The sequence below is a fragment of the Arenibacter algicola genome (assembly GCF_018860365.1).
Classification (GTDB): domain Bacteria; phylum Bacteroidota; class Bacteroidia; order Flavobacteriales; family Flavobacteriaceae; genus Arenibacter; species Arenibacter algicola_B.
Genome location: NZ_JAHKPO010000003.1, coordinates 248,382 through 272,751, shown reverse-complemented (window position 1 = coordinate 272,751; position 24,370 = coordinate 248,382). Strand labels below are relative to the sequence as shown.

25 protein-coding genes are annotated in these 24,370 nt (G+C 38.2%); 20 read left to right on the top strand and 5 right to left on the bottom strand.

Features of this window, described 5'->3' with window-relative positions; all coding sequences use genetic code 11:
* Nucleotides 1-81 precede the first annotated feature (81 nt).
* The 4 genes from KO529_RS03150 to KO529_RS03135 all read left to right on the top strand — a co-directional run bounded on the left by KO529_RS03150 (nt 82) and on the right by KO529_RS03135 (nt 6,070).
* Nucleotides 82-657, top strand: coding sequence for a cob(I)yrinic acid a,c-diamide adenosyltransferase (locus KO529_RS03150; RefSeq protein WP_215946466.1), 576 nt, complete (start codon nt 82-84; stop codon nt 655-657).
* 137 nt (nt 658-794) lie between these two features.
* Nucleotides 795-1,019, top strand: a complete 225-nt coding sequence (locus tag KO529_RS03145) for a DUF2795 domain-containing protein (protein WP_013994285.1) — start codon at nt 795-797, stop codon at nt 1,017-1,019.
* Nucleotides 1,020-1,192: 173 nt separating this feature from the next.
* Nucleotides 1,193-4,552 carry a preprotein translocase subunit SecA gene (secA, locus tag KO529_RS03140; protein ID WP_215946465.1) on the top strand — a complete coding sequence of 1,120 codons (3,360 nt, stop codon included), beginning with the start codon at nt 1,193-1,195 and terminating at the stop codon, nt 4,550-4,552.
* Nucleotides 4,553-4,861: 309 nt separating this feature from the next.
* On the top strand, nt 4,862-6,070 hold the full coding sequence (locus KO529_RS03135) for a sensor histidine kinase (RefSeq protein ID WP_215946464.1): 1,209 nt from the start codon (nt 4,862-4,864) through the stop codon (nt 6,068-6,070).
* A gap of 431 nt (nt 6,071-6,501) precedes the next feature.
* Here the strand turns inward: KO529_RS03135 and KO529_RS03130 are convergent, their stop codons facing one another.
* The gene (locus tag KO529_RS03130) at nt 6,502-6,741 is read right to left on the bottom strand and encodes a hypothetical protein (RefSeq protein WP_215946463.1); all 240 of its coding nucleotides are present in this window, start codon (nt 6,739-6,741) and stop codon (nt 6,502-6,504) included.
* Between the two features lie 326 nt (nt 6,742-7,067).
* Here KO529_RS03130 and KO529_RS03125 point away from each other — a divergent pair, with 326 nt between their 5' ends.
* From KO529_RS03125 to KO529_RS03100, 6 genes are all read left to right on the top strand, one after another.
* Nucleotides 7,068-7,631 carry a TetR/AcrR family transcriptional regulator gene (locus KO529_RS03125; RefSeq protein WP_215946462.1) on the top strand — a complete coding sequence of 188 codons (564 nt, stop codon included), beginning with the start codon at nt 7,068-7,070 and terminating at the stop codon, nt 7,629-7,631.
* Between the two features lie 78 nt (nt 7,632-7,709).
* Nucleotides 7,710-8,273 carry a carboxymuconolactone decarboxylase family protein gene (locus KO529_RS03120; RefSeq protein WP_215946461.1) on the top strand — a complete coding sequence of 188 codons (564 nt, stop codon included), beginning with the start codon at nt 7,710-7,712 and terminating at the stop codon, nt 8,271-8,273.
* A 277-nt stretch (nt 8,274-8,550) separates the two neighbouring features.
* Complete coding sequence (locus KO529_RS03115) at nt 8,551-9,195, top strand: DsbA family oxidoreductase (protein ID WP_215946460.1); 645 nt, start codon at nt 8,551-8,553, stop codon at nt 9,193-9,195.
* Between the two features lie 79 nt (nt 9,196-9,274).
* The gene (fabF, locus tag KO529_RS03110; protein WP_215946459.1) at nt 9,275-10,516 is read left to right on the top strand and encodes a beta-ketoacyl-ACP synthase II; all 1,242 of its coding nucleotides are present in this window, start codon (nt 9,275-9,277) and stop codon (nt 10,514-10,516) included.
* 67 nt (nt 10,517-10,583) lie between these two features.
* Nucleotides 10,584-11,264 (top strand): haloacid dehalogenase type II, encoded by a 681-nt coding sequence (locus tag KO529_RS03105; RefSeq protein WP_215946458.1) that lies wholly within the window; start codon nt 10,584-10,586, stop codon nt 11,262-11,264.
* A 309-nt stretch (nt 11,265-11,573) separates the two neighbouring features.
* A complete protein-coding gene (locus KO529_RS03100) occupies nt 11,574-11,816 on the top strand; it encodes a DUF1059 domain-containing protein (protein ID WP_215946457.1) in 243 nt (80 codons plus the stop codon).
* 210 nt (nt 11,817-12,026) lie between these two features.
* Here KO529_RS03100 and KO529_RS03095 read toward each other — a convergent pair whose 3' ends face one another.
* Nucleotides 12,027-12,260 carry a hypothetical protein gene (locus KO529_RS03095; RefSeq protein ID WP_215946456.1) on the bottom strand — a complete coding sequence of 78 codons (234 nt, stop codon included), beginning with the start codon at nt 12,258-12,260 and terminating at the stop codon, nt 12,027-12,029.
* A 324-nt stretch (nt 12,261-12,584) separates the two neighbouring features.
* Between KO529_RS03095 and KO529_RS03090 the strand changes: the two genes are divergently transcribed.
* The 5 genes from KO529_RS03090 to arsB all read left to right on the top strand — a co-directional run bounded on the left by KO529_RS03090 (nt 12,585) and on the right by arsB (nt 15,887).
* Nucleotides 12,585-13,232: a class I SAM-dependent methyltransferase gene (locus tag KO529_RS03090; RefSeq protein WP_215946455.1), complete on the top strand. Its 648-nt coding sequence runs from the start codon at nt 12,585-12,587 to the stop codon at nt 13,230-13,232.
* A 74-nt stretch (nt 13,233-13,306) separates the two neighbouring features.
* Nucleotides 13,307-13,639 (top strand): ArsR/SmtB family transcription factor, encoded by a 333-nt coding sequence (locus tag KO529_RS03085; RefSeq protein WP_215946454.1) that lies wholly within the window; start codon nt 13,307-13,309, stop codon nt 13,637-13,639.
* Between the two features lie 47 nt (nt 13,640-13,686).
* Nucleotides 13,687-14,160 carry a DUF6428 family protein gene (locus KO529_RS03080; RefSeq protein ID WP_215946453.1) on the top strand — a complete coding sequence of 158 codons (474 nt, stop codon included), beginning with the start codon at nt 13,687-13,689 and terminating at the stop codon, nt 14,158-14,160.
* A 29-nt stretch (nt 14,161-14,189) separates the two neighbouring features.
* Nucleotides 14,190-14,822: a low molecular weight phosphatase family protein gene (locus tag KO529_RS03075; RefSeq protein ID WP_215946452.1), complete on the top strand. Its 633-nt coding sequence runs from the start codon at nt 14,190-14,192 to the stop codon at nt 14,820-14,822.
* 3 nt (nt 14,823-14,825) lie between these two features.
* Nucleotides 14,826-15,887: an ACR3 family arsenite efflux transporter gene (gene arsB, locus KO529_RS03070; protein ID WP_215946451.1), complete on the top strand. Its 1,062-nt coding sequence runs from the start codon at nt 14,826-14,828 to the stop codon at nt 15,885-15,887.
* Between the two features lie 49 nt (nt 15,888-15,936).
* Here the strand turns inward: arsB and KO529_RS03065 are convergent, their stop codons facing one another.
* On the bottom strand, nt 15,937-16,176 hold the full coding sequence (locus KO529_RS03065) for a hypothetical protein (protein ID WP_215946450.1): 240 nt from the start codon (nt 16,174-16,176) through the stop codon (nt 15,937-15,939).
* A 311-nt stretch (nt 16,177-16,487) separates the two neighbouring features.
* Between KO529_RS03065 and KO529_RS03060 the strand changes: the two genes are divergently transcribed.
* Nucleotides 16,488-17,243, top strand: coding sequence for a class I SAM-dependent methyltransferase (locus KO529_RS03060; protein ID WP_215946449.1), 756 nt, complete (start codon nt 16,488-16,490; stop codon nt 17,241-17,243).
* A 76-nt stretch (nt 17,244-17,319) separates the two neighbouring features.
* On the opposite strand, the gene KO529_RS03055 is transcribed toward KO529_RS03060, so the two are convergent.
* A complete protein-coding gene (locus KO529_RS03055) occupies nt 17,320-18,528 on the bottom strand; it encodes a multidrug effflux MFS transporter (protein ID WP_215946448.1) in 1,209 nt (402 codons plus the stop codon).
* 237 nt (nt 18,529-18,765) lie between these two features.
* Here KO529_RS03055 and KO529_RS03050 point away from each other — a divergent pair, with 237 nt between their 5' ends.
* A complete protein-coding gene (locus KO529_RS03050) occupies nt 18,766-19,374 on the top strand; it encodes a hypothetical protein (protein ID WP_215946447.1) in 609 nt (202 codons plus the stop codon).
* Nucleotides 19,375-19,418: 44 nt separating this feature from the next.
* On the opposite strand, the gene KO529_RS03045 is transcribed toward KO529_RS03050, so the two are convergent.
* Nucleotides 19,419-20,663 (bottom strand): NAD(P)/FAD-dependent oxidoreductase, encoded by a 1,245-nt coding sequence (locus KO529_RS03045; RefSeq protein ID WP_215946446.1) that lies wholly within the window; start codon nt 20,661-20,663, stop codon nt 19,419-19,421.
* 105 nt (nt 20,664-20,768) lie between these two features.
* Between KO529_RS03045 and KO529_RS03040 the strand changes: the two genes are divergently transcribed.
* The 3 genes from KO529_RS03040 to fabG all read left to right on the top strand — a co-directional run bounded on the left by KO529_RS03040 (nt 20,769) and on the right by fabG (nt 24,357).
* Nucleotides 20,769-22,325 (top strand): HAL/PAL/TAL family ammonia-lyase, encoded by a 1,557-nt coding sequence (locus KO529_RS03040; protein WP_215946445.1) that lies wholly within the window; start codon nt 20,769-20,771, stop codon nt 22,323-22,325.
* A 133-nt stretch (nt 22,326-22,458) separates the two neighbouring features.
* On the top strand, nt 22,459-23,595 hold the full coding sequence (locus KO529_RS03035) for a WG repeat-containing protein (RefSeq protein WP_215946444.1): 1,137 nt from the start codon (nt 22,459-22,461) through the stop codon (nt 23,593-23,595).
* 18 nt (nt 23,596-23,613) lie between these two features.
* Complete coding sequence (gene fabG / locus KO529_RS03030) at nt 23,614-24,357, top strand: 3-oxoacyl-ACP reductase FabG (protein ID WP_215946443.1); 744 nt, start codon at nt 23,614-23,616, stop codon at nt 24,355-24,357.
* Nucleotides 24,358-24,370: the final 13 nt, after the last annotated feature.

Here is a 24,370-nt window from a genome sequence, read left to right as displayed (position 1 = left end):
AAAGCCTGCTGCTCAGCAGTATCACCCTCCACTATAATCAACAAAAATTATTATTCCTTAAATTAAAATACATTGACCGGCATGAAAATATATACCAAGACAGGCGATGATGGCACAACAGGTCTGTTTGGCGGCACCCGGGTACCCAAGCATCACATTCGTATTGAAAGTTATGGCACCTTGGACGAACTCAATTCCTGGATCGGATTGATAAGGGACCAGCAAATAGACAAATCTTCCAAGCAGGTATTGATAAAAATTCAGGAGAAATTATTTACCGTAGGAGCGCTATTGTCCATTGACCCGGAGAAAGAAAAACTAAAAAGTGGAAAAGACCGATTAAATATTCCTAAAATTGATAGTGGGGATTTAAACCTTCTAGAGAAGGAAATAGACCTTATGGAACAAGCCTTGCCCCCTATGACCCATTTTATTTTACCGGGAGGACATACAACAGTGTCATATTGTCATATTGCAAGGACTATTTGCCGTAGGGCGGAGCGCCTGGTCTCCCAATTGAACGATTTTGAGCCTGTAGACCCCATTTTATTATCCTATATAAACAGACTTTCCGATTTTCTCTTTGTATTGGCACGAAAATTGTCCTATGATGTACAAGCTGAGGAAATAAGATGGATTCCGGAGAAGCGGGACTAATAAATTCGTTAATTCTTCGTTATCAAAATATTAAAGCGATAAAATTAGAATAGAATTAGATGAATTTTACGCAAAAAAACTTGGCAGTTTCAGTTTAAAAATTACTTTTGCAAAATATTAAAAAATAAATAATTACGATGTATTGGACATTAGAATTAGCATCCTACCTAAGTGATGCGCCCTGGCCCGCAACAAAAGACGAATTGATAGATTACTCAATTAGAACCGGTGCACCTTTGGAGGTTGTAGAAAACCTACAGTCCATGGAGGAAGAAGGAGGGGAGATTTATGAATCAATCGAAGAGATTTGGCCAGACTATCCCACGGAAGAAGACTATCTTTGGAACGAGGACGAGTATTAAAATATTAACGGAATTACAACAAAAAAGTCTCATATGAGGCTTTTTTTTTACGTAATTTTGATGTTGGAAATCTTATATCCAAAAGTTGGCATTGCACGTGCCAACTAAAATATTTTGTGCATATACATTGGAAAAGGCTTTTACCAGGTCTTTCATTAATAACAGAAATTATTATGAGTTTTTTAAATTCAGTATTAAAGGTATTTGTAGGGGATAAATCAAAGAAAGATGTCAAGGACCTACAACCTTTGGTCAATCAAATAAAATCGTTCGAAGCGGCGTTGGAAAAATTGAGCCACGATGAACTAAGGGAAAAGACGGCTTTTTTTAAAAATAAAATAAAAGAAGACTGTAAAGAGATCAATGAGCAAATAGATCAGTTGCTAAAAGAGGTAAAGGAGTCTGCAGACATAGACAAGAACGAAGATATTTATGCGGACATAGACAAACTAAAGGAGGAAATATATACCATTTCCGAAAAGGCCCTGACAGATATGTTGCCCGAAGCCTTTGCCGTTGTAAAAGAAACTGCAAAACGCTTTGCCAATAATGAAACCATTACCGTTAAAGCCTCCGAATACGATAGGCTGCTTTCCGGTTCAAAGGATTACGTTACCTTGAATGGCGACAGTGCCATCTGGAAGAACTCTTGGGATGCCGCCGGCAAGGAGGTTACCTGGGATATGATACATTATGATGTGCAATTAATTGGGGGGATTGCCCTTCACCAAGGAAAGATTGCGGAAATGCAAACAGGGGAAGGTAAAACCTTGGTGGCTACCCTGCCCCTCTATTTAAATGCTCTAACCGGCAAGGGAGCCCATTTGGTTACAGTTAACGATTATCTGGCCAAAAGGGATAGTGCCTGGATGGCACCTATATTCGAATTCCATGGACTTTCAGTGGATTGTATAGACAAACACCAACCCAATTCCGACGGACGTAGGGCTGCCTATAACGCAGATATTACCTATGGCACCAACAATGAGTTCGGTTTTGATTATCTGAGGGATAATATGGCCCATACTCCCAGCGACCTGGTTCAAAGACCTCATAATTACGCCATTGTGGATGAGGTGGATTCTGTTCTTGTAGATGATGCCCGTACCCCCTTGATCATTTCAGGTCCGGTACCAGAGGGAGATCGACATGAATTTAATGAACTGAAGCCCAAAGTTGGTGACATTGTCAACAAACAGCGCGCCTATTTAACAGGAGTTTTGGCTGAGGCCAAAAAATTGATTACCGAGGGAGATACCAAAGAAGGTGGTTTCCTTTTGTTACGTGTACATAGAGGTCTTCCTAAGAACAAAGCCTTAATAAAGTTCTTGAGCGAAGAAGGGGTAAAACAGTTACTTCAAAAGACCGAGAACTTTTATATGCAGGATAACAACCGAGAAATGCCGAAGGTAGATGAAGAACTTTGGTTTGTTATCGATGAAAAAAATAATCAGATAGAACTCACAGAAAAGGGAGTTGAATATCTATCCGGGGATGGCGAAAAGGACTTTTTCGTAATGCCGGATATTGGAAATGAAATTGCAAAAATCGAGAATCAGGATCTTGAAATTAATAAGGAAGCCGAATTAAAAGAGGAATTGTTCAAGGATTTCGCGATAAAAAGTGAGCGTATCCATACCATGAACCAGCTTTTAAAGGCATACACGCTTTTTGAAAAGGATGTGGAGTATGTGGTTATGGAGAACAAGGTTATGATCGTAGACGAACAAACGGGCCGTATTATGGATGGCAGGCGTTATTCTGACGGATTGCACCAAGCCATTGAAGCCAAAGAAAATGTTAAGATCGAGGCAATGACCCAAACCTTTGCCACCGTAACCTTACAGAACTACTTTAGGATGTATAGCAAACTGGCAGGGATGACCGGTACAGCTGTTACAGAAGCTGGGGAATTTTGGGAGATTTACAAGTTGGATGTGATGGAAATCCCTACCAACAGACCAATTGCAAGGGACGATAGACAAGATTTGATCTACAAGACCAAACGCGAAAAGTACAATGCCATTATTGATGAGGTTACCAAAATATCACAATCCGGCAGACCGGTGCTTATTGGTACTACCTCTGTGGAGATCTCCGAACTTCTTTCGCGTATGTTAACAATCAGGAAAGTACCTCACAACGTACTTAATGCCAAATTGCATAAGAAAGAAGCGGATATTGTGGCCGAGGCAGGTAATGCAGGTGTGGTAACCATAGCCACCAACATGGCAGGTCGTGGTACAGATATTAAACTAAGTACAGAAGTAAAAAAAGCTGGAGGTTTGGCGATTGTAGGAACTGAACGCCATGATTCCAGAAGGGTAGATAGACAGCTTAGAGGTCGCTCCGGACGACAGGGAGACCCAGGAAGCTCTCAATTCTATGTTTCCTTGGAAGATAACCTTATGCGATTGTTCGGATCGGACCGGGTAGCCAAAATGATGGATAAGATGGGCTTGGAAGAAGGTGAGGTTATCCAACATTCCATGATGACGAAATCTATTGAGCGCGCACAGAAGAAAGTGGAGGAAAACAATTTTGGTGTCCGTAAGCGATTATTGGAATATGATGATGTCATGAACGCCCAAAGGGAAGTAGTCTACAAAAGAAGACGCCATGCCTTACAGGGGGAGCGACTTAAAGTAGATATCGCCAACATGATCTACGATACCTGCGAGGTAATTTCAGACACCAATAAGGCGGCCAACGATTTTAAGAACTTTGAATTTGAACTTATAAAATATTTTTCCATCACCTCTCCCATTAGCGAAAATGATTTTGCAAAAATGGGCGTTCAGGAAATGGCGAATGTTATTTATAAAACGGCATATACCCATTATAAGAACAAAATGGAGCGCAATGCAGCCACGGCCTTCCCAGTTATAAAGAAGGTATATGAGGACAATGCCAATAAGTTTGAAAGAATTGTAGTGCCTTTTACAGACGGCATAAAATCCTTGAATGTGGTTACCAATCTTCAGGAAGCCTACGAAAGTAATGGCAACCAATTGGTAACAGATTTTGAAAAGAACATTTCCCTCGCCATCATTGACGATTCCTGGAAAACTCATCTACGAAAAATGGACGAGTTGAAACAATCCGTTCAATTGGCCGTACATGAACAAAAAGATCCCTTGTTGATCTACAAATTTGAGGCCTTTGAACTTTTCAAGGGAATGATAGAAAAGGTGAACAAAGAAGTCGTCTCTTTCTTGTTTAAAGGAGAGCTTCCAACGCAGAGTCCGGAAATCCAAGAAGCCAGAAATGTTCGCAGGCCAAAGGAAAACTTAAAGACCTCCAAGGAAGAAATCCCCAACAGTGATGATATGTCGGCCCAAAGCAGGGCTGTAGGCCAAAATCAGGGTGGACGACCACAGGTAACCGAAACCATTGTACGGGAAAAGGCCAAAATAGGAAGAAACGAAAGGATCACTATTAAGAATGTAATGTCCGGTGAAAGCAAGACGGTCAAATACAAGCAAGCAGAACCGCTTTTGGAAAAAGGCGAATGGGTAATTATAGAAGATTAGTAAAAACGCCCAACAGCTTTAAAATTAAAGTAGTACGCACAAAAAAGCGACGCCCTACAAAGGTGTCGCTTTTTTATTGTTCAAATTTTAATATATTTATAACAATACTAAGGTTTTTTCTGACGGAAAAGCAAAACTAATATCGAATAAAAGAGGTGAAAAATTGGGGCCAAAAATCAATAGATCCAAAATCCCACCTGCAAGGCAAAAGGGATTTCCATAAAAATATTGTTTTAACCTTAAAATTCATCGCGCTTTAATTCAAACGATTATCTTTACCTTCAGAATACAACCATTAACCAATTTTTAATGCAAATACCCACTCAGGATCAGTACCGACTAAAGGACAAAGTCCGTTTAACGTTAAGGGTCAACTATATTTCCTCGGTCCTTTCCATTCTTTTTGGTATTATCTGTATATTTTTCCTTAAGATCACTGAAATAATTCCCACTACTTTTTTTGTCTTTGGCACTTTAAATTTGGCCAATACCCTTTTGTACCACAAGCACAAACTATTGGGATTAACTTACAATATTACTTCAATAATGGCCTTGGCCTCCTCTGTTATTATTACCATATACAGTGGTGGCATTAACAGTCCCTTTATTTTTGTATTGGCATTGGTGGTATTTGCCGGATACATCAGCACAAAGGTATATGGAAGGGTTTACCTAAACTTAAATCTGCTTATTATTATCCTTATTTACTCCCAGAGTATAGCAGAATTTAATTTTACAGAAAATGTAGTCCCTATAGAAAGTAAAAATATTTTTGCACTTTTTAGTATTCTTTTCTCGGTATACCTCTTGGGAGGTGTTATAGGAAAAAACCTTCTAAAGGCGCACAACGAACTGCATAAGATTAGAAACGAAAACGAGGCCCGCATTAGGGAAAAAGACACGCTCTTAAAAGAAATTCACCATAGGGTAAAGAATAATCTTCAAACCGTATCCAGCTTACTAAGTCTTCAATCCAGAAGCATTGAAGAACCTAGAATAAAAACTTTGATAAAAAGCAGTCAAAACCGGGTGATTTCCATGGCCATGGTACATGAGATGTTGTATATGCGTCACGATCTGTCCAAAATTGAATACAAGTCCTATGTAGAGGAATTAAGTGACTATCTCATACGATCCTTCAAAGGCACTGAAAACAATATCACGCTAAACATCAAAATCCCTGATATTAAACTCGGGATAGACACGGCTATCCCATTAGGACTATTGATCAACGAAGTAATTACCAATGCCCTTAAATACGGTATAAAGGATAATGATCACGGGGAAGTACATATAGAACTTGTACAATCGAATGGTAAGGATTATATACTTTATATTGGTGACAATGGTGAAGGTTTTCCCGATGGCATAAGCCATAAGAACACCAAATCGTTAGGACTAAAACTTATCCATAATCTGTCCCGTCAATTAAAGGGATCCATAAACAGGGATTCCTCCAAAAAAGGCACAAACTACGTTGTCAAATTTTCCGATATACAACATCCCTTTAAGACTTAAACCCATAAGTAGTAGCTACACTTATTCGCATACTCTTTCTTATTTTCAATTTTTTAATGAAAATAAGCCAGGGTTTATGTCAAATAATGTCCAGTGAAGACTGCCTATCCGCAGAATGGCGTATCCCGATGCTTATCGGGAGAGACCTCTTATCAAAGATATAGCTATCCAAAACCTTCAATTAATAATCAGTTATAGGTACTCCGTTTTAAGACGAACTTACGATAATTGGCGGTAAAATCGGATTCCGTGTAAAGGTCTATTCCTTTTCCTGCTTCCCTGACACTTTCAAAGGTCTCAGAATACCCTTCGTTTTAGGAAAAATAATGATATGACTAAGGCCAAGAAATATGAGAATTAAAAGAGCAAATAATATCATAATGGTCTATTTTGGGACTGTCCGTTTAGGGGCAGCAGGTTAGTGTATCTTATTAGGCCAATTTGGCTTTGTTTAATTTAGTTGTAAAAGACAATGCTTTTGTAATCTTGGAATTTTTGAACATATACAAACGTGCAACAGGGTTTTCATTTTTTAAAGCAACCTCTTGCTTTGCAGTGGCAGCAACAATGCTCATGGTAGCAGTTTCAACCTTAACTTCAGCAGCACTGTTTTGAGCTTGCCCGGCCATTCCGATAAAAAGAACAAAGATTAAGGTTAAAATGGTTTTCATGACTTGCGTTTTGTTATATATATAACTCGGGCAAGTGTACTTATCTAGGTTCCGATTCGCTGAAAAGCACTGTTACTCGTTCATTGGAAAAAAGTCTGTTAATGTGCAAAATATTGTCGATAAACGTCAGGAGGCCTCAATTCACTTTAGCGATAAAAGAAGTATTTAACCGAGGTTAACTAGCTGTAGTTTGGGGCATATCTCCTTTTAAGGCCTAAGATTATTGTTTAATGCAGAACAACTATATCCATAGGCAATATCGAACAAAATGTTAAATGTTTTTTTTATTTCAAAGCAAATGCTTAGTTTTGTCCAGTATTTAAAAAATGGCACGGAGCAAACAATATAACGAAGAGGAAGTAATAGAAAAGGCCATGGGCTTGTTCTGGCGCAATGGGTATGAGAATACCTCCGTTCGGATGTTGGAAAAAGAAATGGGCATAAACCAATTCTCTATTTACTCAAGTTTCGGAAGTAAGAACGGGGTTTTCTTGGAATGTATTAAATCCTATAAAAAACGGATACACCGCATTACAGAAATTTTAGAAAAATCGAACAACGGGGTAGCCGGTATTAAACAATATTTTTACGATTTCTTAGAATTCTCAAAAGATGATAATGGCAAAAAGGGATGTTTGGTTACCAATACCGTAAATGAATTGGGAGCGCATGGGGATCCCATTATTATGACAGAATTGAAGAGCTTTTTTAATGAAATTAAAACCCTATTTGCAAATAGCTTAAAACAAGACAAAAATAAAACCCAAGTAACTATTGAAAAACAAGCCAACTACTTGGCCACATCTATGTTAGGACTTTCCCTGGCCTCTAAAATATTAAGTAGGAAAGAATTGGAAGATTATATAGAAACAGCATTTACGAACCTTTAACATTTTTTTTACTCCATTTCTAAGCAGTTGCTTAGAAATAAAATAAAATCGAATAAACAATAAATTAAAAATTGAATTATGACTACATTAAAAGTACACGACATTGAGACCGCACCAGAGGAAAGTAAACCGTTATTGGAAAAATCAGTTAAGGCCTTTGGGATGATACCCGGATTACATGGGGTATTAGCCGGTGCTCCAGGCATCTTAGAGGCATATCAGACATTGCATCAATTGTTTGTAGACTCTTCCTTTAACAACGAAGAACTAACGGTGGTGTGGCAAACCATTAACGTGGAACACGAATGTCACTATTGTGTACCGGCACATACCGGCATAGCCCATATGATGAAGGTAGATCCGGCAATAAGCGAAGCTTTGAGAAATAAGACCGCAATGCCCACAGAAAAATTACAGGTATTGCACGAGACCACTTTATCCATTGTTCGGAATCGTGGAAATATTTCGGAAGAAGAAATGAACAGATTCTATGCCGTGGGTTACGGGGAAAGACAAATTTTAGAAATTATCCTTGGACTATCGCAAAAGGTAATAAGCAATTATTCCAATCATATTGCCAACACTCCTGTTGATACACCATTTAAAAAGTTTGCCTGGAAACCCGAAACAATAGTCTCCTAAATAAAGGAAAGGACTAAGAAAGGAATCGGACGGTAAAGGTATACACAACTTAAGTGACCGCCCGGTTCAATTTTCCACCAATATGGGAACAGATTCTATACAACCAGTCCCATATTCATTAACTTTGAACTTTTGTATCAATGGAAACCTTTCAACATTCGTTTGGTCCAAATGCAGAAGCTATTTTGGCTGACCTTCCTAATTTTACCAATGTGCAACCACAAGTTCAAATTAGTGAAGTTAAATAAGCCTTAACCAATACTAAATATCAAATAAAATGGCAGATAAAATTAAAATAGATATCGTATCCGATGTGGTGTGCCCTTGGTGCACCATTGGTTACAAACGCTTAGATAAAGCTATCTCAGAAATGGGTATTCAAGACCAAGTTGAAATAGAGTGGCAACCTTTTGAACTAAATCCACATATGCCAAAAGAGGGTCAGAACGTACAGGAACATATTGCCGAAAAATATGGTTCTAGCTTGGAAGACCAAAAGCGCTCACAGGAATATATGGCCGAGGCAGGGGCAGAACTGGGATTTACCTTCGATTATTTTGATGAAATGAGAATGGCAAATACCTTTGAAGCTCATATCTTATTGGAGTATGCCAAGGCATTTGGAAAGCAAACCGAATTAAAGATGCGTTTAACCACAGCTTTTTTTAGCGAAAGAAAAGATGTCTCGGACAGAGCTATTTTAAAGCAAGCTTTATTAGATGTTGGTTTAAACGCTGAAGAAGCTCTAGCTAAATTAGATAATGATGAAGCACGTTACGAGATAAGAAGTAAAGAAGATTATTGGAAAAATTTAGGAGTTAATTCTGTACCAACTATTGTATTTAACCGAAAAAGCGCAGTGACAGGGGCACAACCTGTAGATGTATTTAAACAGATACTTACTGAAGTTATTGAACAATAAGGTTAACAGGAGAACATATAAACAGGCCCTCAAGTGCACGGAAACCAGCATTGGCGGTTCCTGTTATAAAATTGAATTTATGAAAAGAGTAGTGATTACAGGATTGGGAGCCTTGACCCCAATAGGAAATTCGGTTGATGAGTTTTGGGAAAATGCCATAAAAGGCAAAAATGGATTTTCAAAAATCACCAAGTTCGACCCTTCTTTGTTTAAAACATACTTCGCGGGTGAATTAAAGGATTTCGCACCCGAAAAATATCTTGATCGCAATGAAATAAAAAGAAGTGATCCCTTTACCCAGTATGCCCTTTGTTCCGTAACAGAAGCTTTCGGTGATAGCGGATTAAACCTGGATACACTTTCTCCTTTTGATATTGGGGTAATTTGGGGAACTGGTCAGGGCGGTATGAAAACCTTTGAGGATGAAGTGAAGAATTATACCCAGGGAGGAATGAATCCCCGATTCAATCCTTTTTTTATACCCAAACTTTTAGCAAATATGGCATCGGGAATGATTGCTATGAAATTCGGATTAATGGGAATTAATTATACAGCGGTTTCGGCCTGTGCATCTTCAAGCTCTGCCATTATGGATGCCTTTAACTATATTCGATTAAACAAGGCCAAAGTAATGGTGACAGGGGGATCGGAAGCTCCCATAACCGAGGCTTCCATTGGTGGCTTCAGTGCAATGAAAGCTTTATCTACCAGAAATGATGATCCACAAGGAGCATCAAGACCATTTGATGAAGATCGGGACGGATTTGTTATGGGCGAAGGAGCCGGTGCCTTAATTCTTGAAGAATATGAACATGCCAAAAAACGCGGCGCAAAAATCTATGCCGAAATAGTAGGAGCTGCTATGACCGATGACGCCTACCACATTTCTGCCACACATCCAGAGGGTCTCGGTGCTATAAAAGCTATGCAATTGGCCATGGAGGAAGCAAAACTTAATTCGGGAGAGATCAATTACTTAAACACCCACACTACCTCTACCCCTGTTGGTGATTTGAGCGAGATAAAGGCTGTGGCAAAAACCTTCAACAATGAGTTCAACAACCTAAAAATAAGCGCTACAAAATCCATGACCGGGCATTTATTGGGAGCGGCAGGTGCAGTGGAAGCGATTTTATCCATAAAGGCCATTCAAAACAATATTATTCCACCAACAATCAACACTACAAAAATTGATTCCAATATCCCCGTATCCATGCCCATAGTACTTAAGGAAGCCATTGACCATAACGTAAATGTAGCCATGAGCAACACCTTTGGATTTGGCGGGCACAACGCTACAACAATTTTTAAAAAATTATAAAATCCGGTGTTGTACACTAATGCTGATTTAACCTAAGACCGATTAATATAAAGAAATACAAATCCATATGAAACCACCCAAGGTTCTATTTTTTGACGTAAATGAATCCCTATTAGATTTAGGGAATATGAAAAATAGTATAGGGAAGGCCTTAGGGGGCCGAGAAGATCTCTTGCCTCTATGGTTCACTACCATGTTGCAATACTCCCTTGTATCAACCGCTAGTAGGCAATATGTAGATTTTGGCACCATAGGAGCCGCCACCTTGAGAATGGTCGCCGCAAATCATGGAATTCAATTATCGGAGAAGGATGCCAAGGAGGCACTAACCCCATTGCGCTCCTTACCCCCTCACCCGGAAGTTAAGGCTGCTTTGGAAAATATTAGAAATGCCGGTTATAAAATGGTCTCCTTGACCAACTCCTCTAACAAAGGAGTCGAGATGCAATTTAAGAATGCCGGTCTTACCGACTATTTCGATGAACGATTAAGTATAGAGGATCTTGGAAAATACAAACCCGACAGCGATGTCTATAATTGGGCAGCCAGGAAAATGGGGGTACAACCAAATGAATGTATAATGATTGCTGCCCACGGATGGGATATTGCGGGTGCAATGTGGGCCGGTTGGAGAGGTGCATTCATTGCCCGTCCCGGACAACAACTGTATCCTTTGGCTCCACGGCCCGAAATAATTGAAACAGATCTACTCAAAATTTCTAAACAACTCATCGTTCTAAAAAACTAGTATATAGGTCACGTCCTCATCACCGCCACTCCTGGTGGTGGCACTTTATCTACATTGCCATCCCCAAGGTACCTGCATATTCAAAAGATATTCTACCTAATATTGACTTCTATTAATCCATACCTTTCGAAAAATACCAATAAACAAGAACTTGTGATATTAAAGGAACTCGATATTCCCAATATAAGTTTAAGGCTTTTTCATTAACTTGTAACCTCGGCCTACAATTTAGATAAAACATAGCGTTAACAGGAACCATTTGCGAGTCAGTGGTCTACTGGATAAACTTATCTTTAAAAAACAATCGATATGAAAACAATGACGTGTAAACAATTGGGAGGTGCCTGTGACATGCAATTTCACGCCAATACCTTTGAAGAAATGGCTGAACAAAGCAAAAAGCATGGTATGGAAATGTTTAAGGCGGGTAACAAAGAGCACTTGGAAGCCATGAATAAAATGCAGGAACTTATGAAATCACAAGATGCCATGGCCAAATGGTTCGAAAATAAAAAAAAGGAATTTGAAGCACTCCCAAAGAGCAAAAATTAATTCCTCTACGATTTATTAGCAGAAGAAAGAAGACACAGATCTAGATATCCCGTTTCACTGGCTCCTTCAATGTCCTTACACTATCCTCTTTTTCAGGAAAAACAACCATATAATTAAGGCAGATACAGAAGAAGATTAAAAGGGCAATTATTATCATAGTATTTTCTTTGATTGAAAGCCGAATGGCGACTTTATTAATTTACCCAAGTACTAAGCCAGTTTAGCTTTGTTCAACTTGGTAGAGAAAGATAATTCTTTGGTTATCTTAGAATTTTTAAACATATACAAACGTGCAACAGAGTTCTCGTTTTTTAAAGCTACTTCTTGTTTTGCCGTTGTAATACTCATGGTAACAGTTTCAACCTTAACTTCGGAAGCATCGTTTTGAGCTTGAGCAGCTACTCCGATAAAAAGAACAAAGATTAAAGTTAAAATGGTTTTCATGACTTGCGTTTTGTTATATATATAACTTGGGCAAGTGTACTTTTCTAGGTTCTGATTCGACGAAAAACACTCTTTCTCGTTAAGCGGAAAAATTCCAGATGAAGTGCAAAAAATTCCCGATGAACGTATCGGGCTCCAAAATCACTTTAGCGCTAAAAAATTGCATTTCATCGATTAGAGCAAGTATTTACTTACAAATTAAGCCCCACTGATTTGTGATTTTCCACACTTAAAATAAAAAAATGATATAATACAGCAATCCTGGGTTGAAGATTATTCCCGATATTTATGTCGATTAACAGTCATTTAAAATGAAATACCTCATTGGACCGCTATAAGGAAACATTCGAGACTTGGAACAAAATAGCTTCCCTATATCAAGACAAGTTTATGGAACTGGACTTGTACAATGAAAGCTATGATCTTATTTGCAATTCGATATCAACAAAAAATGCCGAAATTTTAGAAATAGGCTGTGGCCCCGGAAACATCACAAGATATCTTTTATCCAAAAGGCCCGACTTCAATATACTGGGGATAGACGTTGCCCCAAATATGATAAAATTGGCAGAAAAGAACAATCCAACCGCAACATTCAAGGTTTTGGACGGCAGACGGATCAGTGAACTGAACCCCCAATATGATGGAATAGTTTGTGGTTTTTGCCTACCCTTTCTTTCACCGGAAGATTGTGTTCAATTAATTGTGGATTCCCACAGATTATTATTGAACAACGGGTTACTCTATTTAAGTTTTGTGGAGGGTGATCCAAACAAATCGGACTTCAAAGTGGGTAGCAACGGAGACAGAGTCTATTTCCATTTCCATAAATTGGATACATTAAAAACAATTCTAACTCAAAATTCATTTGAAGAACCTGAGGTTTACCATATAGATTACCAGAGAACGGAAGCCCTAATAGAAAAACATACGGTCCTGATAAGCAGGAAAAATCAACACCAAAAGGACTAATTGTAAAAAAAATTAAAAAACATTGCTTAAAAGAAATATTCATCGTAATATTGCGATATACAAATAATAAGAGAATGGGATTAGCTAAAACAGAAATATTTTCGGATCAACAAAACGAAATTGCCATTTTTGCCAAAGCTTTTGGGCATCCGGCTCGAGTGGCCATTCTGCAGCATCTATTTAAAATAAACACCTGTGTATGTGGTGATCTTGTAAATGAAATTGGTTTGGCCCAACCTACCATTTCACAACATTTAAAAGAATTGAAACTCTTGGGACTCATTAAGGGTAGTGTTGAAGGAACCAGCGTCTGCTATTGCATTAACACCGAAAAATGGCTGGAAATGAAGGAAATCTTAAACCAATTTCTAAATCAGGACATCTCCAAACAAGGGGATTGCTGCTAAAAAATTTAAATTCTTTAATCGTATAATCGCAATAAACAAATAATAAAATGAAACTATCAGAAGTAAAAACAATTTTAGGAAAATTGGATACTATTGCATTCCAATTGCCAAACGGTAAACTAGTTCCCAATCACTTTCACGTTACCGAAGTAGGGAAAATAACCAAGAATTTTATAGACTGTGGGGGAACCGTTCGTAAAGAGGAGGTGGTAAATTTTCAGCTATGGGATTCCAACGACTATGACCACCGACTTCATCCTGAGAAATTGGTGCACATCATTGAACTATCTGAAAAGGTATTGGAAATTGGGGATTTGGAAATTGAAGTGGAATACCAAGGAGAAACCATTCAAAAATTTGGATTGGATTTTGACGGTACCAACTTTCTTTTGGCCACCAAACATACAGATTGCCTGGCTAAGGAGAATTGTGGTATTCCTACTGAAAAACCAAAATTAAAGTTATCCCAATTGCAAGGAACAACAGCCAATTGTTGTACTCCCGATTCCGGATGCTGCTAAACCCATTACTATCCAACAAACACCAACCCATGACACCAGTAAAAACGAAGCTTTGTGCTAATATTGAGAAAGTAATCTCTAATTTAAGCGTTAAAAATATAAGCAAGGAACGTAAAGAAATATTACTACCTCTTGTTGAATATGTACAGCACAAAATAAATAAACACGAGCCTGTAAGGATCAATTTTATATGTACCCATAATTCCAGACGGAGTCACTTGTCCCAAGTCTGGGCACAAACCATGGCTTTTTATTTTGGAATTAAAAACGTGTACTGTTATTCTGGAGGAACGGAAGCTACTGCCTTATTTCCTATGGCGGCGGAAACCTTAAAAAATTCGGGATTTAGTATAGAGACCATATCTCAGGGAGAAAATCCAGTTTACAGCATTAAATATGCAGACAATGAACCTGCAGTAATTGGATTTTCAAAGAAGTTCGATGATAGTTTTAACCCTAAATCTGAATTTGCAGCAGTTATGACCTGCTCCCAGGCAGATGTTGGCTGCCCATTTATAGCAGGCGCCGAAAAGCGTATACCCATTACTTATGAGGATCCAAAGGCGTTTGATAATTCCCCGCAACAGGCAGAAAAATACAAGGAAAGAAGCCTTCAAATTGCAACGGAACTACTATACATATTTGCCCAAATAAAATCATAATTAATGGCCTCGAACAAAAAATTAAGTTTTCTGGACAGCTACCTCACCCTATGGATTTTTTTGGCAATGGCTTTGGGAGTAGGCATAGGCTATTTTGTACCTAGCTTTCCTAAGATCATCGATAGTTTTAGTAGTGGAGCAACCAATATACCCATTGCCATTGGCTTGATACTAATGATGTACCCTCCATTGGCCAAGGTAGATTACTCCCTCTTGCCCAAGGTTTTTAAAAACACCAGGATTTTATCTATTTCTTTAATCCTGAATTGGATTGTTGGTCCAATTTTGATGTTTGCGCTAGCCATTACTTTTTTAAGGGATTACCCAGAATATATGGTGGGACTCATCCTAATAGGCTTGGCGCGTTGCATAGCCATGGTACTTGTATGGAACGATCTGGCCGAAGGAAGTAGCGAATACGGGGCCGGATTGGTAGCCCTAAATAGTATATTTCAGGTATTTGCCTACAGTTTTTATGCCTGGATCTTTATTACCGTACTCCCGCCCTATTTCGGATTTGAAGGGGCAATAGTGGATATATCTATTGCTACCATAGCCGAAAGCGTAGCTATTTATTTGGGAATTCCGTTTGCACTGGGTTTTTTAAGTAGATTGATCTTTGTTAAACTAAAAGGTGAGGAATGGTACTCCAACACATTTATTCCAACCATATCCCCAATGACCTTGATTGCCCTATTGTTTACCATAGTGGTCATGTTTTCCTTAAAAGGAGAAATGATTGTTGAGATACCCATGGATGTTCTTATCATAGCGGTTCCATTACTCATCTATTTTACCCTGATGTTTATTATTGGGTTTTTCTTTACCAAGGCCATGGGTGCTGAATACGACAAAACGGCTTCGGTTGCCTTCACGGCGGCCGGGAACAATTTTGAATTGGCCATAGCCGTGGCAATAGCCGTCTTCGGACTAAATTCAGGACAAGCATTCGCAGGGGTCATTGGTCCCTTAGTGGAAGTTCCTGCCTTAATTTTATTGGTGCGCGTAGCCTTTGGGTTACGTAAAAAATACTATCCAATAGTCAAAGTTGAAGAGGGGCACTAAAGGTTTGGGAGATTCAGTATTTAAATGCTAATAATGTAGTGGCTTAAGATTAAGCCAATTTAGACTTGTTCAATTTGGTAGAGAAAGACAATTCTTTGGTTACCTTAGAATTTTTGAACATATACAAACGGGCAACAGCATTGTTAGTTTTAACAGCAACTTCTTGTTTTGCTGTTGCAGTTACAATACTCATGGCAACAGTTTCAACCTTAACTTCGGCAGCATCGTTTTGAGCCTGTGCAGCTACTCCGATAAAAAGAACAAAGATTAAAGTTAATATGGTTTTCATGACTTGCGTTTTGTTATATATATAACTTGGGCAAGTGTATTTTTCTAGGTTCTGTTTCGATAAAAAGCACTGTTTCTCGTTAAGCGGACAAAATCCGGATGAAGTGCAAAATAATATCGATGAACGTATACGGACTCAAAATCGTTTTAACGATAAAATTTTGCGTTTCATCGATGAGTGTAAGTATTTACTTACAGTCTGAGGCCCTGCGATTTTAAGATTATGTGATCAAAAAGTAAAAATCCGTGGAATTACTTCGATTTAATATTAAATGAATTCCAATAATATTCTTTGCTTCTTACTTTTATAATATGAAAAAAGCCTTGGACCGTTTTTCCAAACAATCAAAAACCTATAAAGACTATCGGCCTACCTACCCAGAGGAGTTGTTTAATTATATATACTCCTTTTGTAATGGCAGGAATACTTGTTGGGACTGTGGTACAGGCAACGGCCAAGTGGCCGCTTTACTATCCAATTCCTTCGATCAGGTATATGCCACCGATATAAGCCAAGAACAAATTAAATATGCCATTCCCAGACCAAACATATACTATAGCGTTCAAAGAGCTGAAAAGACAACATTTCCAGATCGCTATTTTGATTTGATCACAGCAGCCCAAGCCGTACATTGGTTTCATCTCCCAAGCTTCAATAAGGAAGTCTATAGGGTTTTAAAACCCAATGGTATTGTTGCTATTTGGGGTTACGGACTTCTAAAAATAAATTCAGAAATTGATGCCATTGTGAATCACTTTTATCAAGATATCATAGGAAATTATTGGGATAAGGAAAGGGATTACATAGATCAAAATTACAGTACCATTCTATTTAATTTTGATGAAGTGGATATCAAGAAGACCTTTAAAATTGAAACCCAATGGACAATTGATCAGCTACAGGGGTATTTTAATTCTTGGTCCAGTGTTCAAAATTATATGGAAAAGAACAAGGGCGAAAATCCCGTAGAAAATCTTATAAGGGATATAGCTCCTATATGGAATACAAGACGACAACAAATAAACTTCCCTATCTTTCTAAGAATGGGTACCCCATTAAGCAAATAGATTTAAATATTGATTCTATGTAGTTGCCTTATTAAGTAATTGGTCTAAAGATATTCAGTTTATCCAATTATACACACTAGGCAGTAGCCAAAATGCTACGTCTCCTAATCAACATAAAAATTCCCAAGGAAATGGATCCACAAACCAAAAATCCCACGAAAAGAGGAAGAATGGTATCCTGTATATAACCACCAACATAGGTTGCGATGGGAATAGCGATCATAGTAGATATAAATCCGGTGATGGCGGCCCCTATACCAGCTATATGGCCTATTGGCTCCATAGCAATGGCCCTAAGATTACCGAACAAAAAGCCCAAGGTAAAAAATTGCATGGCCAAGAAGGAGATCAATATCCACAAACTAGGATTTTGGGAATTCCAGAACAAGCCCACATAGACAATAGAAACAGTACAAAATAAGGTCAAGGCAATCAATGCCAATCTTCTCATCCCCAATTTCACCACCATAGTACCATTCAACAAGGTAGATAGGCCAACGGAAATTGCCAATCCGGCAAAAACATAGGGGAAATTGTCGGCCAAGCCATACTGCACTTCAAACACCTCTTGTGCCGAACTCAAATAGACCATAAAAGCCCCTGTGATTAGCCCAGAAACAATGGTAAAAGCCACTGTTTCCCGGTGTTGGAGCAATTCCCTAAATCCGTCCACGAACACATGACTGGAAAATTTAATCTTGTATTCCGGTTTTAAAGTTTCCGGTTGCCTTCGCCAAAACCAAACTCCCACCACTAAAGTAGCAACCAATTGCATATAAAAAATAGCTTCCCAACCATAATGATCCAGAAAAAATTTTCCCATAGAAGGAGCTACAATAGGCACCAAAATAAAAAATGCCGTGACAAAAGACATAATCTTGGCCATATAATCCCCCTTATAGGAATCCCTTATCATGGATATGCTTATTGTTCTCGGGGCAGAAAGCCCTATACCCTGCAGAATTCGACCTATTATCATCCACTCCAAATTGGGAGCCAAAACACAGATAACACTGGCCAAACAAAACACAATAAAGCCAATATAAACAATAGGTTTCCTACCAAAACTATCCGATAGAGGTCCAAAAACCAATTGCCCTACACCCAAGCCCAAAAAAATCATCGTTATAAACTTTTGATTTTCAGTAGAATCAAGGCTATTGATATCTATCCCTATAGTAGACATTGCCGGCAAAAGAGCATCAATGGCCAGTGCTACGATAGACATTAAGGAAGCCATAATGGCTACAAATTCGAATTGTGGTCGCTGCTGACTTTTTTGCATCCGGCAAAATTAAACATATGGAATAAGATTCACCCACATATTACTGGAAATAACAAAACGATAACATTTATAAAAATTCCTCAAAGCACTGATTTTTTGATAATTATAAAATCCCTCTCCGAATTTCAAGCACCCAACTGGCACGTATATTTAAACCTAAGGAAAAATTAATTCCAGAAAAGCCACCTTAAAATATAATTCCCATACATTTGAAGGTATAAACACTAATTATTTATTATGAAAATCAATTTTATCATTGCTCTAGTATTTTTATCAACCCTATTTAGTTATGGCCAAAAGCTAAAAGTAAAACAGGGAGATTTTAATTTTATTAAGGGTCAGAAAGAAATAAACGTAGAATTTGTTTACGACAATATGAAACTTTTAAAAAAGAATCTTTCAAATGATGAATACGTAAAAGAGCATTCTGCAGAATTGGAAGAAAAAACAAGGGGAAAAGGTACATCTTGGGAAAAAAGCTGGTACGCAAGTAGGGAGCTGATCTATGCACCAAAATTTCTGGAATTAATGAATAGATATCTTTACGAGGACCACAATGTTTTCTTTAATGAGAATTTAGCTGAGGCCAAATACACCCTTATAGTGGAAACGGTATGGGTTTATCCAGGTTGGGATGCCGGTGTCATGAAACAACCTGCAAAAGTTAGCACCTTATTAAAGTTCGTTGAAACCAATAATAGAGCTAATGTACTGTTGGAAGTTTCTAGTGAAAACGCACCTGGAGACCAATGGGGAAGTTCATTTAGCAATGAAGACCGATTGGGTGAAGGTTACGCAAAAACTGGAAAATCATTTGCTAAGTTAATTTTGAAAAAAGGATTCTAGACCAAATTATCTTTTAGTCGGTTACAAAAAAGTGAATGACAATGTCATTCACTTTTTTGCTTTTCAAGCTCAATAATATGTGCTACCGTCCTTATAAGCCTGTTGTGCTTGGTAACAAATGGATTGGTTTTATCCCAAACATAGCCCGCCAAAACGGAACAAATTTGTCTTTTTACCTCTGGGTTTTCCGGTTCGTGGAAAAATAAGGTCTGCAGATTACCGCTATACCATTCCTTAACATAAGAAGAAAAAACACTTACTCCTTCCCTAATATAACCAGAGTATTCCTTCTCCCAATCCACTGATTGTTCATTAAGCTCTTTGGCAATCAGTTTTGCCCCCAACAAGGCCGATTCAGTAGCAAAAGTAACTCCGGATGAAAATACAGGATCCAAAAATTCAGCACTATTGCCCGTTAATATAAATCCTTTACCGTAAAGTTTTTTTACTGATTTGGAATAATTTTTTATCATAACAGGCTCGAACAAGAATTCAACTCCTTTAAAACGTTCATAATAATAGGTGGACAACTGCAACATCTGGGTCAATTTCTCTGCATTACTTCCTTCAAAAGATTCCAAAAATTCAGTAGGCCCTACATATCCTATACTTGTTCTTCCATTTGAAAATGGAATGACCCATAACCAAACCTCGGTCTCAATTACATCAAAAGTTATCAGGGTACCTTCCCTACCCTCCGGGCGGTTTACATCCACTACGTGGGTAAAAATAGAAGAATGACTAGGCAGGGCAGAGGGCTTATCCAAGTCCAACAATCTGGGCAATACCCTTCCGTAACCACTGGAATCTATTATGTATCTGGCCCGAACCTGGTATGGTGTCCCATTTTCGTCCTTAATGGTAGTCACGGAACCTCCATTTTCGTCAATAACCACATCCACAACCTCATGTCCAAAAGAGACTTCCACTCCCTTCTTGACTAATTCGTCTACCAATACCTTATCGAAATCCGCTCTTGGAACCTGCCAAGTCCAATCCCAACCTTTGGTATGTTTCTTACTAAAATCAAATTCACAGATTTTGTCCCCTTTTATAAATCGGGCTCCGAATTTTTTTTCAAAACCAAAGGCATTCAAACCGTCCAACAGACCTACTTCCTCAAAATGATCCATACACCTGGGCAAAAGACTCTCCCCGATAACAAACCTGGGAAAAACACTTTTTTCAACCACTTGAACTTTAATTCCTTGACTTTGCAAAAAGGCTGCAGAGACGCAACCAGACGGCCCTGCGCCAATTACCAAGACTTCGACTAAACGTTGATTCATTATTTTTAAAATATTGATTGGTTAAATATCATACATTTGCAATCCAAAATAACTATTTTTATTAATTGTTATTCAATTTACTTTTTAAATATTGAATTTATATACATGTTGACTATTAAAGGAAAGTTAGGAATAGAGGATTTCTATCGTATAATTTTTAAAGAAGAATCTATTCTAATAAATAAAGACGTTTTAGCAACCGTCGAAAATAGTTTTAATTTTTTAAGCCAATTTTCCCAAAACAAAATTATTTACGGTGTAAATACAGGTTTTGGCCCAATGGCCCAATATAAAATAAAGGACTCCGACCGAATCCAATTACAATACAATCTTATAAGAAGCCACGCTTCCGGAACCGGCAATCTAATCCCGGCACAATATGTTAAGGCTGCCATGTTGGCCAGATTGAACACTTTAAGCTTGGGTCATTCAGGTGTACATATTTCGGTAATCGAATTAATGACTTCGCTCATCAATAAAAACATTACCCCTGTAATTTTTGAGCACGGTGGTGTTGGTGCCAGTGGGGATTTAGTCCAATTGGCCCATATTGCGTTAGTACTTATAGGGGAAGGTGAAGTTTTTTACAAGGACGAGAGAAGACCAACGGAAGAAGTTTTTAAAATTGAAAACCTAAAGCCGATTACCGTCTCATTAAGAGAGGGCTTGGCACTTATAAATGGCACTTCCGTAATGACCGGTATAGGCCTTATCAACACCATAAATAGCAGAAAGTTATTGGATTGGATGATATGCTGTTCTTCTGCCATCAACGAAATAGTACAGGCCTATGATGACCATTTGTCCCTAGAGCTAAATCAGTCCAAAAAACATAAGGGACAGCAGCACATCGCCAAATCAATGAGAAATCATTTAAAGGACAGTACACTTACCCGGAAAAGGGAACACCATTTGTACAATGGCAATAATGAAGTGTCAATTTTTGAGGAAAAGGTTCAGGAATACTATTCTCTGAGATGCGTACCCCAAATTTTAGGCCCGGTCCTTGATACTTTGAACAATGTGGAAAAAATTCTTATTGAAGAGGTTAATTCGGCCAACGACAACCCCATTGTGGATGTTGAAAAAGAGCATGTGTACCACGGTGGAAATTTCCATGGCGATTATGTTTCCCTTGAAATGGACAAACTAAAATTAATTGTAACCAAAATGAGCATGCTCGCCGAAAGACAATTAAATTACCTCTTAAATCCAAATCTAAATAATATACTTCCCCCATTTGTCAATCTTGGCAAACTTGGTTTAAATTTTGGGATGCAAGGTGTACAGTTTACTGCCACCTCCACAACTGCTGAGAACCAGATGTTGTCCAATCCCATGTACGTGCACAGTATCCCCAACAACAACGACAATCAGGATATTGTTAGCATGGGAACCAATGCAGCCAATATTACCAAAAAAGTCATCGAAAATACTTTCGAAGTCCTTGCCATAGAAACGATAACTATTGTTCAAGCAATTGAATATTTGAAAGTACAGGATAAAATATCATCAAAAACAAAAAAAATGTATGATGATATTAGAAATTTGGTTCCCCCTATCTCCGACAAAGACGTTCCCATGTACCCTTACGTAAATAAGGTTAAAAGCTTTATTCAAAATTTTGAAGAAGAAACTTACGCATGTAAGGAGCTTAGTTAAAAAATTGAGTTAGAAAAGTTATTTAAATAAAATATTCCATAATTTAATAGTGGCTTAGTTTAATCTTAAACATATGCCGAGTCTTAACTTGGTAATTATTGAATATGAACGTTTTAATTTAAAAAAATCACAGATGAAAACAAAAATTGGATTGTCAGTTGTACTTTTTTTAGTTTTTGGTAATTTTTATTCCCAGGAATATGCCCTGGTAAGAGAAAATGGCCTATTTGGGTATATTAATACCTCGGGGGAATATGCGATAAAACCCCAATTCAAGAAAGCGGACAATTTTACGAACGAGCGCGCCGCTGCCTCAATGGGTGACAAATGGGGCTATATAAATACTTCGGGAGAATGGGCAATTCAACCTGAATACGAACATGTAAAGGAATTTAATTCCGGGCTGGCTCTGGTAAACAAAGGTGACCAATGGCATTATATCAATGTTTCGGGCGAAACCTTGGAAACACCAGTTTCGGATAAATATTATGATTTTGACAATGGAGTGGCCTTTTTTAAAAGAGGCGAAAAAATTGGGCTTTTAGGGACCGACGGAAAATTAATTGCCGAACCGGATTTTGATGAAATAAAACCCTTTATTGATGGATATGCCAAGGCCAGAAAAGGTGAGCTATGGGGAATGATCAACAAAAAGGGTGAGATCTTTATCCCCATTGAGAACCAAGAAATTGGAGATTATAATAGTAAAGGTGTGTGGGTAAAAAAACAGGATTCCTTTGGTATAGTAGCCAATGGCAATTTTAACCCGGTAAAGAATGCCGATAAGATCTGGGAATTCACTGACAAGTCCGACTTAACATATGCCCGTAGCAATAAATTGATGGGCTTCATCAATAACAAAGGCGAGTGGGTCATAGCTCCTACCTATGAAAAGGCAAGGGATTTTAGCCAAGGATTGGCCCCAGTGTTTATGAACAAAAACTGGGGGTATATTAATGAAAAGGGAGAAAAGGTTATAGATTTCAACTTTAAGGATGCCGAAGTGTTCTCCGCTAACGGTCTTGCTCCTGTGAAAGAAAAGAAATGGGGCTTTATAGATAAAACTGGAAAATGGGTAATACAACCGGAATATGATATCACGGCAGGATTATCGTTTTCTATCTTTAAAAAGAATTTGGAAAAAGGGTTCATTAATGGGCTTGCCCGAGTAAAACATAACAAGGAATGGGGGTTTTTAAATGCCAAGGGAGAAGTTTTGGGCAATAAATGGTACGAAAATGCGGAGATATTCGACGACGTAAAGAATTAAATCACACTAATTAGATAAATGAGCGAAAAAAAGAAATTTGCACTGGTAACCGGAGGATCAAGAGGTATTGGAAAAGCCATATGCCTACAGCTAGCACTAGATACCGAGTATAAGATTCTTATTAATTATCAGTCCAATGAATCCGCGGCACAGGAAACCTTAGATGAAATAGAAAAAATTGGAGGGAGCGCGGAACTTATACAATTTAATGTTGGCGATGCGGAAGAAGTAAAAAGTAAATTGGATAAATGGCATGAGGACAACAAGGAGGCTATTATAGAAGTAATTGTAAACAATGCCGGCATTACCAAAGACGGCCTTTTCATGTGGATGAAACCTGAGGATTGGAACAGTGTAATCAACACAAGTCTAAATGGTTTTTTCAATGTCACCAATCACCTGATCCAAAAATTATTGGTGCATAAATATGGCAGGATCATTAATATGGTTTCCGTATCCGGCCTTAAAGGTACACCGGGGCAAGTCAATTATTCTGCCGCAAAAGGAGGAATAATAGCGGGTACAAAGGCCTTGGCCCAGGAAATAGCAAAAAGGAACATCACCGTTAATGCTGTGGCACCTGGCTTTATCAAAACGGATATGACCGGTGATCTTGACGAAAAAGAGCTTAAAAAAATGATACCTATGAACCGCTTTGGGGAAGCTGGGGAAGTAGCCCATTTAGTTTCCTTTTTGGCTTCCAAAAAGTCATCGTATATTACAGGCGAGGTCATAAATATTAACGGAGGTATATATTCTTAAAAATAACACTAGG